We start from the raw sequence: 12,386 nt of genomic DNA on the forward strand, positions 1-12,386 counted from the left end.
GGCTAATCTCGCACAAACCCGCACATTCAGGCAAAAACATGCAAGACGTCCATTGCGCTGCCGATCTGCCGCACCTGCGCCGGCAAAAAATCCTGTTGATTCTCGAGCGTGACGGCAAAGTCATGTCCGGTGAGCTGAGTCAGCATTTCGCCGTTTCCGAAGACACCATCCGCCGCGACCTGTCGGAGCTGGCCACCGCCGGCCTGGTCCAGCGTGTGCACGGTGGGGCGTTGCCCCGGCCAAAGGACACCGGCAAGGATTATTTCACCCGCGTCAGCGAAACCGACGAGGTCAAGACCCAGCTGGCGCAACTTGCGGCGCGCCAGGTCGAGGATGGCCAGATCGTGATGTTCGACTCGGGCAGCACGACCTTGCAGATCGCCCGTTCGCTGCGCCCGGATATTGCCATTACCGCCGTCACCACATCGCCGATGACCGCGATCACCCTCGCCGAATACCCTGGCATCAAAGTGATTCTGGCTGGTGGCCAACTGAACCTGGCGACCATGTCGGTCAGCGGCCATGAAACCGTGCGCCTGTTGCAGGGCATCAAGGCCGACCTGTTGTTTACCGGCGTCTGTGCGATCCATCCAGAGGTGGGCATCAGCTCGCTGCATTTTGACGAGATGCCGGTGAAACAGGCGCTGATCGACAGCGCGTCCCAGGTGATCGCCGTCACCACGGCGGACAAACTGGGTGCCGTCGAACCCTTCGTGGTCGCGCCGTGCAACCGCATCCATACCTTGATCACCGAGCGTCACGTGGCGTCCGGCGATATCGGCGACTATCGCAAGCTGGGCATCGAGGTGATTCAGCTCAACACGTAATCCACGGGCTCGAGGACCGGCGGCAGGTCGGTCTCGCCCAAGGCCGTGAGCACTTCGCGCTCGATGTTGCGCACCATCGACTGGGTCGGCAGGTCGTTTTCGTCGCGGCCGAACGGGTCTTCCAGCTCATCACCGATCGCGTCCAGGCCGAAGAAGGTGTAGCTGACGATGGCGGTGAACAGCGGCGTCAGCCAGCCCAGGGACTCGGCCATGGCGAACGGCAGCAGGATGCAGAACAGGTACGTGGTGCGGTGCAGCAGCAAGGTGTAGGCGAAGGGCAACGGCGTGTGCTTGATCCGTTCGCACACCGCTTGCGCGTGGGTCAGGCTGGTCAGGTGGTTGGCCAGGCTGGTGTAGCGCCACTCACTGATCGCACCGGACTCGGCGAGGGCCGAGCATTGCTGGCCGACGTGGTCAAGAATGCGCCCGCTGATGTCCGGCGCCTGTTCGTCCGGGCGCGGCTCCAGCCAACTGCCAGCCGCTTGCAGCTCGTTCTTGACGTGCAACCGGGCATTCAATGCGTGGGTGTAGCCGCAGAGGTTGCGCAGGAGGGTCTGGCGTTGGGGGGTGTCCTTGATGATCTGTGTTTCGCGAACCATCGAACGGATCGCCACCATGATGTCGCCCCAGGCCTTGCGCGCTTCGTACCAGCGGTCGTAGCAGGCGTTGTTGCGAAAGCTCATGAAGATCGACAGCGACAGGCCCAGCAACGTGAACGGCGTGGCGTTGACCTTGGCGAAGTAGTTCGGTTGCAGGGTTTCCACCAGCACGATGGCCGCTGCCAGCAGCGTGACCATCAGGCAGCGCACGACGATCTTCTTGAAAATCGAACCCTTGAGCGACGTGAGGATGTTGATCAGGTTGGGTTTGGGGCGAACGATCATTGCGCCGCACCGAACATCGTCGTCCAGTAGATTCCCGAATCGCTCTTGGGGTCCACCGCGTAGGCGGCGCCCAGCTCCTGGTACTGCGGATTCATCAGGTTGGCACAATGGCCGGGGCTGGCGACCCAGCCAGCGACCACCCTGGACACGGTGTCCTGGCCGGCGGCGATATTCTCGCCCACCAACTGGCCGCTGTAGCCCGCCAGTTCCGCGCGGTCACCCGGCGTGCGGCCATCGCGGTCCTTGTGGTCGAAGTAATTGTTGTTGGCCATCGAGCGCGAGTGCTCTTCGGCGGCCGTGGCCAGTATCGGGTTCCAGGTCAGCGCAGGGGCGGCGGCGAAGGACTGAGTGCCGCACTGGTGTGGCCGGCTGCGCGCGGCGTTGAGTTCAGCCAGCAGCTTCTGGCCCTCGGCCTGCGAAGTGCCCAGGCGGGCGCTCAACAGCGGGCGGGCGACCACGATGCGCCAGTCGCGCTCATCGCGGCTGACGCCGATGTCGACAAATTGCGGGTCGAGTACAATCTGGCAAAAGCTCTCCTGGATCGCCTTCATCGCCGCCGCGGCATCCCGTGGCCCGGACAGGGTGATCGCCTGTACGTTCTTCATCGGGTAACCGGCGCTGACCATGGCTTGCTGCAGGTTGCCGATGCTGCTGGAAGACAGGGCCAGTCGCGGATCGCCTGCCAGCGGCGGCAGTTCCGAGGAGACCTGGCCGGCGCAGCGCTGGTTCTGGCTGCGGTAATCGTTGATCGAGTCGATCAGTTGTTTTTCGTCGGCCGCCAGCGCCTTGGCGGCGAACAGCAGGCTCAGGGACAACGTGGCAAGACGCAAAGCGGATGACAGGACACCCATGGATATCTCCCTCGATCGGACTGCGCACATGATGCGCGATGACACCCCGGTATGTGCAACGTCTTTTCATGCGAAATGCTGCCGATCACCCACAAGCACACTGGCAATTGGCAACTACACTCATGCCATGTCGCCCGAACGACTGCTGTGTGCCGACATTGTGTTGATTGAATCCGTCTAATCTCGAAGGGTTGATCATGCGATATATCTGGATGGCAGCTTGCATTGCAATCACGCTACTCAGCGGCCAGGTATCGGCGACTGAACAGGAACAACAGAAGGAAGCAGCAGAGAACAAGGCCGAGGTGCTGGAGCAGAAGGCCGCGCAGAAGGACAGTGACCTGCCGGTGCCCAAGTCCGAGGCCATCACCACCTCGGAAGCGCAGGCGGTCGACCCGGCCGGGGCGGCGCCGCTGGACGATGCCATCACGTGCCTGGCACGTTCGATCTATTGGGAAGCCAAGGGCAAATCGACCACCGACATGGAAGCGGTCGCCAGTGTGGTAATGAATCGCCTGGGGCATGAGGGGTTTCCCGACACCGTCTGTGCGGTGGTCAAGCAGGGATCGGAAAACAAGAACTGCCAGTTTTCCTGGTGGTGCGACGGGCGCCCGGACGCGGTCCAGGAGGAAACCCAATACGCCATCGCCAAGGAAATCGCCCGCAAGGCGCTGAACAAACAACTCAACGACCGCACCAAGGGCGCGATGTATTTTCACGACCGTAACGTGAAGCCCGACTGGGCGAAGAAATACATCAAGACCAGCGAGACCGAGATGTTTCTGTTCTACAAGCCCAAGGGAGGAGAAGCGCGATAACCCTCGTTTTTCCTGGCTGGCCCGCTATCCAATGTGGGAGCGAGCCTGCTCGCGATAATTGTCAACGATAACGCGGGTTGCCTGACACACAACGGCGTTCTTGAAATCATCGCGAGCAGGCTCGCTCCCACAGGGTTTTTACGGCATATCCATCGCCAGGAAAATCAGCGAATTGCCATGAGCTTCAGCCGCCGCCCGCTGGTTGTAGCTGTCGCGGTGCGAGCAGTTGAAACCGTGCTCGGCGTCGGGATAAACGACGATCTCGATGTTTTCGTTGTTCTCGAAACGCTCGGCGATTTTTTCCACGGCTTCCAGCGGGATATGGCTGTCGCGTTCGCCGAAATGCAGCAGCAGCGGGACCTGGATCTTGTCGGCGCGATCCAGTTGATTCTGGATGCCGCCACCGTAATAGGCGATGGCCACGTCCACCAGGCCGTTGGCCGCGGTGTGGTACGACAGCAGGCCGCCGAAGCAGTAGCCGATGGAGGCGACACCGCCCTCATGGTTCGGCAGGGCCTTCAAGGCGTCGATGGCCAGCTCGATGTCCTTCTGCGCCTTGTCGATGTCAGTGGCGTTCATCAGTTCGACGGCACGAGTCCAGCCGGCCTGGTCGTAGGTCAGCTCGATACGCTTGCCTTCGCGCCAGAACAGGTCCGGCACGATCACCACGTAACCGTCGGCAGCGTACTGCTCGGCGACGGAGCGGATGTGTTCGTTGACACCGAAAATTTCCTGGATCAGCACAATCCCCGGACCCTTCTGGGTATGCGGAATGGCCAGGTAAGCGCCGAATTTACCGTCGGCGCTGTCGATCTCGATCCATTGGGTGGTCACGCTCATGGTGGCTCCTGTCTACTGCACAAGTGAGGTGGAACATACAGGCTGCCACGTTAACATTTCACTGCCGGTTGCGGCGCCAGAAATATCGGGCGAGCAGGGTGTCCAGGCTGAGTTTGCCGGGACCCGACAGCAACAGCGGGAGCATGGCGGCGAGGTAGATCAGCGGCAGCTTGAAATTGCCGTGACCCTTGTTAGTGATGGCGTAGCCCTGGGCAAGTTCACTCAAGGTCGACCAATCGGACGGCCAGTGCACCGCCGCGGTCGCCACCACCGTGACCACGATCAGGACGATCGCCGAGATGCGTGTACCCAGGCCCACCAGGATGGCGAGGGCGCAGATCAGTTCTGCCCACATCGACAGTTCCCAGTTCAGCGTGGCCGGCAATTGGTCGAACGGAAACGGAAAACGTTCCTGGATGTCGGCGAACCAGTTTTCGCCGTTCCATTTTTCCAGGCCGGATTCGAAGAACTCCCAGGCGATGAACAGCCTCAAGGTCAGGGGGGCGAGCCAGGCGCCAGCGCGATCGAGGTTCAGGTGCAGGCCTTTGACGGCCGATGAGATTGCAGCGTTCATGGATGGGGTCTCCATTGAGTCAGGGATGCGGGGCCGGCTGGCCCCGCGCAGGGGTTACTCGCCGGCGCCGCACTTGCCTTCGCCGCATTTGCCTTCAGCCGGTTTCTCACTGCTGTCCGCCTGGGCCTGGCTGTAGCCGTGGGCCAGCTGCTTCATGCTGAACGCCTCGGATTCGGAAGCCGACGCCACATTGGCCAGGGCCAGGCCGCCAGCAACGATCAGGCCGAGGGTCAGGGAAGAGGTCGAGAGCTTGAACATGGTGATACTCCGTGCATTGAGTGAGTTGAGTGTCTGGGTTGGCTGAGCCAGTCGACGGGTGCATTTCATCAATGGGGTGTATCTGCGATGTGTCGCGGGGCCGGTGTTTTGTTGGGCAGGTGTGTCGAAGGTGGGGATGTACACATTGCGATACATGCAGTGTGGGAGCGGGCTTGCCCGCGATGGTCGTCAACGATGACGCTGGCTGTCTGGAAGCCCGCGGTGCCTGGTCTTCCATCGCGAGCAAGCTCGCTCCTACAGGGGATCAGCGTTCGCTTTTGATCTTGCTCTTCTGTGGGAGCGGGCTTGCTCGCGATGGTCGTTAACGATGACGCTGGCTGTCTGGAGGACCGCGGTGTTCGGTCTTCCATCGCGAGCAAGCTCGCTCCTACAGGGGATCAGCGTTCGTTTTTGATCTTGCTCTTCTGTGGGAGCGAGCCTGCTCGCGATGGTCGTGAATGATGATGTGGGGTGTCTGGAGGGCCGCGGTGTCTGGTCTTCCATCGCGAGCAAGCTCGCTCCTACAGGGGAAGATGGTTTGGGATTTGTGCGGTCTTCTTGTTTTCCGTCAAATTGGATCTTCTCTGCGCCACCGATCATTCGTATCGTCCCCGCCTTTGGCGCTGTGCGTCGGGGCGAGGGGATGGGCGATGATTTTCACTTGGCGCAGCAAGAACACCGAGGACACCGTCGAAGCACCCGTGCCGACGCTGGAAACATCCGTGATGTCGGGCGAGATTCAAGCCCTGCAGGCCGCCCGCGAGATCGAGTTGCGCGACCGGGACTTTTTCCGGGGCCTGGCACAGCACCTGCTGACCTGCGGCAACTCGCTGACGCCGGTCAGTGAATCCTTTTCGATGCTCAACCAGCGCCTCAAGCTCAATCATGAACGGGCTGAATCCGTGGCGCGCGCCGCCGTCGACAACCGCGAGCAAGTCCGCCATCTGCAGGAACAATCGCGGGTCATGGCGGCGGGGCTGGAGGCGCTGGAAGGTGTCATCACCCATCTGGTGGGACGCGCCAGCGAGATCGACCGCATCGTCGACCTGATCAGCGACATCGCCCGCAAGACCAATCTGCTGGCACTCAACGCCGCCATCGAAGCCGCGCGCGCCGGGGATACCGGGCGGGGGTTTGCCGTGGTGGCCGGCGAAGTCCGTCTGTTGGCGGAGAAAACCGCCGAGGCGACCCGCGAAATCGTCAAGGAGACCTCGGCCATCCAGGATGAAATCAGCCAGGCCAAACAGGCGATTTCGCAACAGAGCGAGGTTTCCGACGCCTTTGGCGCGGTGATCGACAAGACGGCCGATGCCATGGCCGGGATGTACGGTGAAGCACAACAGATGCAGCGCGACATCGACCAGTCGAGCCTGCTGTCCAATGTCGAACTGGCCAACCTGCAGGAGTTGACGCTCAAAGTCACGGTGTACGACCGCCTGCTCAACCCCAAGCCGCATGCACCGCTGACCCTGCCTGACGAAACCGAGTGCCTTTTCGGCCAGTGGTACTACAGTGATCAGAATCAGGATCAACTACGCGATGCCGAATTCCGCCGGGTGGAAGTGCCGCATCGACTGGTGCACAGCAGCGGCCAGGCTGCGCTGGATGCCCACGGTCGCGGCGAGCTGGAAGAAACCCTCAACCAGGTGGGGCAGATGGAGCAAGCGAATGCGACGGTGATGCGCACGGTCAAGGGACTGCTGCACGCGCGGTTGCAATCCCGTTAGCGCAGGCCGCCGGATAATGACGCTAGGGGGATTTTCCTATACATTTTCCGGCCGCTCCCTGCATGGTGAATCCGTTTCATGTCTCTTGCGCTCGAACGTCTAGTCGCTGGTACGCCAATCCCTTTCGCCGGTAACCGCGTGACCGTGGTCAGCCCCGAACTGGCCTTGCGCTTCCAGCCCGGGGACCACCTGCTGGTGGAGCAGGTCAGCGGCGAGTTGCTGTTGATTCCCGTGGCAGACCAGAAGGCTGCCGCCGTGGCCATCGAACGCGCCGAAGCGGCCTTCAATGCCATGTCGACGGTCTCGGACGAGGCCATCAGCGAGTTTTTCGACCTGTTCGCCCAGCGCCTGGAAGATCAGGATTGCTGGGATTTGATCGAGGCGGCCAACCTTGCCGATATCGAGTGGGCCAAGTCGCGGGGTCGTTCGACCACACGGCTGCTGGCCGATGAGCGCATGCGCCGCGACATGATCGCCGGCCTGCGTGCCTGGCGCGATGCGCAGGCGTCCCGTGGCAAGGTGATCAGTTGCGTCGAGCACGACGGCTGGAAAGTCGAGCAAGTGGTGTCGCCGCTGGGTATTGTCGCCTTTGTCTTCGAAGGCCGGCCCAATGTGTTCGCCGACGCTGCGGGTGTGCTGCGCACCGGCAACACCGCTGTGCTGCGCATTGGCAGCGATGCCCTGGGCACGGCGCAAGCGATCGTCGCCCACGCCTTGAACCCGGCGTTGAGCGCCGCCGGTTTGCCGGTGGGCGCGGTGTCGCTGGTGGAAAGCGTCAACCACGCGGCCGGCTGGGCGATGTTCGCCGACCGGCGCCTGTCGCTGGCGGTGGCCCGCGGTTCGGGGCGTGCCGTCAGCCAACTGGGCAGCATCGCCCAGCAGGCCGGCACCGCGGTCAGCCTGCACGGCACCGGTGGCGCCTGGCTGATCGCCGACAAGGACGCCGACGCCACGCGCTTTGCCGCCGTGGTGCGCAATTCCCTGGACCGCAAGGTCTGCAACACCCTCAACGTCTGCCTGATCCACCGCGAGCGCGCCGCCGAACTGGTGCCGCTGTTTCTCGAGGCCTTGAAGGCGGCGGGCGCGGCACGGGATGAAGGTTGCAAGTTGCACATTGTCGAAGGCAGCGAATCGCACCTGCCTTTCGAATGGCGTCACGCCACTGTCGACGTCTGCCGCGCCGAAGGCTATCAGAGCGAGGCCATGGCCGAAGCGCTGCCGGAAGATCAGTTGGGCCGCGAGTGGGAGTGGGAAGAAACCCCGGAAGTCAGCCTGAAGATCGTCGACGACCTGGACAGCGCCATCGCCTTGTTCAATCGCTACAGCCCGCAGTTCACCGTGTCGCTGATCAGCGAATCGGCGCCAAGCCATGAGCGTTTCTACAACGCGGTCAACGCGCCCTTCGTCGGCAACGGCATTACCCGCTGGGTCGATGGCCAATACGCGCTGAACAAGCCGGAACTGGGGCTTTCGAACTGGGAGAGCGGGCGCCTGTTCGCCCGCAGCGCCATTCTCTCCGGAGACGGTGTGTTCACCATTCGCAGTCGCATGACCCAGGTCGATCTGTCGGTCAAACGCTAGGCGCCGGTCTTCTGCGCCAATCAGTCATCGACCGACTGGCACACGCCATTGGGTGCCTTGCCGGTCGATGACACCTCCACCGAATCGTCATCGGCGATCACGATCGACAGGGTAATGCCCGAGCCCTTGGCTTCGAAGCTGCGGTCGGTGAGGGCGCGGGTTTCGGCTTCCTTGCTGTTGATCAGCACCGGGCCGTCCTGATCGGCCTGGACGAGAAACTTGCCGGGGCATTCCACGGCGAAGGAGGGCACCCCTTGAACGTTGTTGGCCTGGGCCGTGCCCGCTCCCACCAGCAACAGCGCAGCGATCAGCTTGATACTCATTGCACATCTCCAATGGACGACATCGCGTGGCGTTAACGATAGCTGTGTTTGCCACACATACACGAGCTTGCTCGCGATGGTCGCCAACGATAACGCTGGCTACCTGACACCCCGCGGTGTCTGAACCTGCATCGCGAGCAAGCTCGCTCCTACAAGGATCACACCGTACCTGTAGGAGCGAGCTTGCTCGCGATGGAGGCCAACGATAACGCTGGCTACCTGACACACAGCGGTGCCTGAACCTCCATCGCGAGCAGGCTCGCTCCCACAAGGATCACACCGTACCTGTAGGAGCGAGCTTGCTCGCGATGGTCGTCAACGATGACGCTGGCTACCTGACACTCAGCGGTGCCTGAACCTGCATCGCGAGCAAGCTCGCTCCTACAAGGATCACACCGTACCTGTAGGAGCGAGCTTGCTCGCGATGGAGGCCAACGATAACGCTGGCTACCTGACACTCAGCGGTGTCTGAACCTCCATCGCGAGCAGGCTCGCTCCCACAAGGATCACACCGTACCTGTAGGAGCGAGCTTGCTCGCGATGGTCGTCAACGATGACGCTGGCTACCTGACACTCAGCGGTGCCTGAACCTCCATCGCGAGCAGGCTCGCTCCCACAAGGATCACATCGTACCTGTAGGAGCGAGCTTGCTCGCGATGGTCGTCAACGATAACGCTGGCTACCTGACACTCAGCGGTGCCTGATACTCCATCGCGAGCAAGCTCGCTCCTACAGGTAAATCATTAATCAAATAAAAAGGCCCCGCTCGAATCATCGAGCGGGGCCTTTTAGTTAAGCGACTTAATTAATAAAACCGGTCAATCACCTGAACTTCGTTCTTGTTCTGCATCGAGTCCCAAGCCTGTTTAAGTGTCTGCAGGACACTGCCAATGTAGTCCTTGTCGGCCGCGGCTTTCTTGCCGACGTAGCCCTGGCCGCGACGGTACATCTTCAGGCGGGCCGCCAGGTTCTCGTGGTTCTGGTCGAACTCGGCTTCATGGGCGTGGGGCGCCAGGCAGTCGATCTGAACCTGGCCCGATTTGCTGACCCACAGGATATGGCTGTCATGGCTGTCTTTTTTCGCAGCGAAGATACGCGCCAATTCGTCGATGGTTGGTTGATTGTTCAGGTTCATCATTAAAGCCCCCTTGACCATTTGGTGATCTTTTTCAAAGTTGATTCGCTAAATACAAGTAGCCCATCGGTTAGTTGATCCCTGGCACCGAAACCAGGACGTCAGCGTTCGTCCGTCATACTCGACGGGGCCCCGCATCTGTTGCATGTAGTCGTGTTGAATAACTGCTACGCGATAGCGTCACAACGAAGAGAAGCAGCGATTACCTTAAGGCCACTACCGACGTTTCAAGGTCGGCCACAAGCTTCATGAGGATTGATCGCCAGCGCTTCTCGTCCTTGTACTGGACGTTCGGGCCAGGTCAGCTTCTTCAATCTGCCTTGTGGGCAGCGTGTATCCGGGAAAAACAGCTCGGCGGTCAGACGAGCTTGCTCAAACATGTTGCCTTACTCCCGATCGGGGAGATGGCTGCATCATGCAAGGGCAAATCGAAGCCGTCAACGGTTTTGTAGTGATTATTTTCAAGCACTACATATTGTCTGACAAAGCTGTTTGGAATGAAGGGCGCCACTCAGGGACAGTGGTGCCGGGGCGGGGGTGTCAGGCCTTGCTGGCCGGTTTGGCCGTGCGTTTGGCGCCGCTGGCAGCCTTGCGTTTGCCGCTCTTGCGCTTGTTTTTCCACGGCGTGGCAGCGCGGCCGCCAGGGCTGGCCGGGCCGCTGATGGTCAGGTTCAGGCCGGCGCAGCGGGCCACCTGCTTGCTCATCCAGGCGGCTTGCTTGGTGACGAATTCTTCCAGGCTCATTTCACCGCTTTGCACCATGTCCAGCGCCTGCTCCCAGATCGCGGTGGTGCCAGGGTCGGCAATCGCCCGCGGCACCGCATCAATCAGGCTGAACGCCGCCGGCGTGGCGGACAGGGCCTTGCCGTGCTTGACCAAGTAGCCACGGTCGAGCAGGCCCTGGATGATCGAGGCGCGGGTGGCTTCGGTGCCAATGCCGGTGGTGTCCTTGAGCTTCTGCTTGAGTACCGGGTCCTGCACCAACTTGGCGACGTTCTTCATCGCCTTGATCAGGTCGCCTTCGGTGAAGGGCTTGGGCGGTTGGGTCCAGAGGTCCTTGAGCTTGACGTCATCGACGGCGCACTCGCAGCCTTCGCTGAGCCGCGGCAGGGTTTGCGGTGCTGGCGCTTCGCGGCCCTTGGCCGGCGCCAGGGCTTCGGGCAGGGCGCGTTTCCACCCGGGTTCGACGATCTGCTTGCCGACCGCACGCAGGGCCTGACCTGCGCAGTCGAAGTCGGCCTGGGTGCGGTCGTATTCGTGATCGGACAGGAACTGCGCCAGGTAGCGCGCGCGGATCAGCGTGTAAACCGCCCGCTGCTTGCCGGCCAGGCGCTCGATGTTTTTCGCCGCGGCGGTGGGGATGATGCCGTGGTGGGCGCTGACCTTGGCGTCATTCCAGGCCCGCGAGCGGCGCTGGGGTTGCAGGTGATCGCGTAGCGCGTCGAGCGTCGGGTCGGCCTGGCGCAGCGCGGCGAGGATGCCCGGTGCTTCGCCGTGCTGGCTGAGCGGCAGGTAGCCGCAGTCGCTACGCGGGTAGGTGATGACCTTGTGGGTTTCGTACAGCGCCTGGGCGATGTCGAGGGTTTCCTGGGCGCCGAGGCCGAGTTTCTTCGAGCAGACTTCCTGCAACGTGCCGAGATCGAACGGCAGCGGCGCCACTTCCTTCAGGCGCTCGGTGCGCAGCTTGATCACTCTGGCACTCGCCGCACCGCTCAGCGCCGCGGCCGCCTGTTGCGCGAGGGCCTGGTTGAGGCAGCGGTCCTGGTCGTCGCAGGCATCGGCCGGCGCCCGCCATTGCGCGGTGAAGGCGGTCTGTTCGTGCCGCAGTTGCACGTCGATGGCCCAGTAGGCGACGGGGACGAAGTCGGCGATGCTGCGATCGCGATCCACCACCAGGCGCAATGTCGGGGTCTGTACCCGACCCACCGGCAAAACGCCCTGATACCCGGACTGACGCCCGAGCAGGGTGAACAGGCGACTCATGTTCATGCCGATCAGCCAGTCGGCCCGGGAGCGGCCCAGCGCCGAATGATACAGGCTGAAGGTCTCGGCCCCCGGCTTCAGGGCGGCCAGGGCCTTGCGGATCGAGGCGTCGTCGAGTGCCGACAGCCACAGGCGCTGGATCGGCCCGCGGTAGCGACAATGCTCCACCAGTTCCCGGGCGATCATCTCGCCTTCGCGGTCGGCGTCGGTGGCGATCACCAGTTCACTGGCCTCGCCCAGCAGGCGCTTGACGGCCTTGTACTGACTGGCGGTGCGCGGCTTGACGGTCATTTTCCACTTGTCGGGGATGATCGGCAGGTCGGCCAGCACCCAGCGCTTGTAGCGTGTGTCGTAGGCATCCGGTGGCGCGGTTTCCAGCAGGTGGCCGATGCACCAGGTGACCGTGACCCCCGTACCCAGCCAGCAGCCGTCGCCACGGCGCCTGGCACCGAGCACGGCGGCAATGTCCTTGGCCTGGGACGGTTTTTCACAGAGGTACAGCCGCATAACCACCATCGTTGATCAACTGCCGGGAGATGCACAGGATGGCGGGAGATGAGCGAGGGGGCAATCTTTATCTGTATG

General features: G+C 62.2%; 12 protein-coding genes. 4 read left to right on the forward strand and 8 right to left on the reverse strand.

The window, feature by feature from the left end:
* The first annotated feature begins 38 nt into the window (after positions 1–38).
* Positions 39–827, forward strand: a complete 789-nt coding sequence (locus ABVN20_RS05525) for a DeoR/GlpR family DNA-binding transcription regulator (protein WP_368554486.1) — start codon at positions 39–41, stop codon at positions 825–827.
* On the opposite strand, the gene ABVN20_RS05530 is transcribed toward ABVN20_RS05525, so the two are convergent.
* Positions 812–1,711 carry a bestrophin family protein gene (locus ABVN20_RS05530; protein WP_368554487.1) on the reverse strand — a complete coding sequence of 300 codons (900 nt, stop codon included), beginning with the start codon at positions 1,709–1,711 and terminating at the stop codon, positions 812–814. The genes ABVN20_RS05525 and ABVN20_RS05530 overlap by 16 nt on opposite strands.
* Positions 1,708–2,562 (reverse strand): CAP domain-containing protein, encoded by an 855-nt coding sequence (locus ABVN20_RS05535; protein ID WP_368554488.1) that lies wholly within the window; start codon positions 2,560–2,562, stop codon positions 1,708–1,710. The genes ABVN20_RS05530 and ABVN20_RS05535 overlap by 4 nt, the downstream gene beginning before the upstream one ends.
* 197 nt (positions 2,563–2,759) lie before the next feature.
* Between ABVN20_RS05535 and ABVN20_RS05540 the strand changes: the two genes are divergently transcribed.
* Entirely contained in the window at positions 2,760–3,380 is a 621-nt protein-coding gene (locus ABVN20_RS05540) for a cell wall hydrolase (protein WP_368554489.1), read from the forward strand.
* A 138-nt stretch (positions 3,381–3,518) separates the two neighbouring features.
* On the opposite strand, the gene ABVN20_RS05545 is transcribed toward ABVN20_RS05540, so the two are convergent.
* Genes ABVN20_RS05545 through ABVN20_RS05555 form a run of 3 tightly spaced genes read right to left on the reverse strand, consistent with a single transcriptional unit; the run spans position 3,519 to position 5,052 of the window.
* Positions 3,519–4,220: a dienelactone hydrolase family protein gene (locus tag ABVN20_RS05545; protein ID WP_368554490.1), complete on the reverse strand. Its 702-nt coding sequence runs from the start codon at positions 4,218–4,220 to the stop codon at positions 3,519–3,521.
* A gap of 58 nt (positions 4,221–4,278) precedes the next feature.
* Positions 4,279–4,794, reverse strand: coding sequence for a DoxX family protein (locus ABVN20_RS05550; RefSeq protein WP_368554491.1), 516 nt, complete (start codon positions 4,792–4,794; stop codon positions 4,279–4,281).
* Between the two features lie 54 nt (positions 4,795–4,848).
* The gene (locus tag ABVN20_RS05555; RefSeq protein ID WP_368554492.1) at positions 4,849–5,052 is read right to left on the reverse strand and encodes a hypothetical protein; all 204 of its coding nucleotides are present in this window, start codon (positions 5,050–5,052) and stop codon (positions 4,849–4,851) included.
* A gap of 650 nt (positions 5,053–5,702) precedes the next feature.
* Here ABVN20_RS05555 and ABVN20_RS05560 point away from each other — a divergent pair.
* The gene (locus ABVN20_RS05560; protein WP_368554493.1) at positions 5,703–6,779 is read left to right on the forward strand and encodes a methyl-accepting chemotaxis protein; all 1,077 of its coding nucleotides are present in this window, start codon (positions 5,703–5,705) and stop codon (positions 6,777–6,779) included.
* Positions 6,780–6,857: 78 nt separating this feature from the next.
* On the forward strand, positions 6,858–8,360 hold the full coding sequence (locus ABVN20_RS05565; protein ID WP_368554494.1) for an aldehyde dehydrogenase family protein: 1,503 nt from the start codon (positions 6,858–6,860) through the stop codon (positions 8,358–8,360).
* A gap of 20 nt (positions 8,361–8,380) precedes the next feature.
* Here ABVN20_RS05565 and ABVN20_RS05570 read toward each other — a convergent pair whose 3' ends face one another.
* From ABVN20_RS05570 to ABVN20_RS05580, 3 genes are all read right to left on the reverse strand, one after another.
* Complete coding sequence (locus tag ABVN20_RS05570) at positions 8,381–8,683, reverse strand: hypothetical protein (RefSeq protein ID WP_368554495.1); 303 nt, start codon at positions 8,681–8,683, stop codon at positions 8,381–8,383.
* Positions 8,684–9,488: 805 nt separating this feature from the next.
* Positions 9,489–9,818, reverse strand: coding sequence for a hypothetical protein (locus ABVN20_RS05575; protein WP_368554496.1), 330 nt, complete (start codon positions 9,816–9,818; stop codon positions 9,489–9,491).
* Positions 9,819–10,358: 540 nt separating this feature from the next.
* Positions 10,359–12,308, reverse strand: coding sequence for a DNA topoisomerase III (locus tag ABVN20_RS05580; protein ID WP_368554497.1), 1,950 nt, complete (start codon positions 12,306–12,308; stop codon positions 10,359–10,361).
* Positions 12,309–12,386: the final 78 nt, after the last annotated feature.

The organism is Pseudomonas sp. MYb118, from assembly GCF_040947875.1.
Lineage (GTDB): Bacteria > Pseudomonadota > Gammaproteobacteria > Pseudomonadales > Pseudomonadaceae > Aquipseudomonas.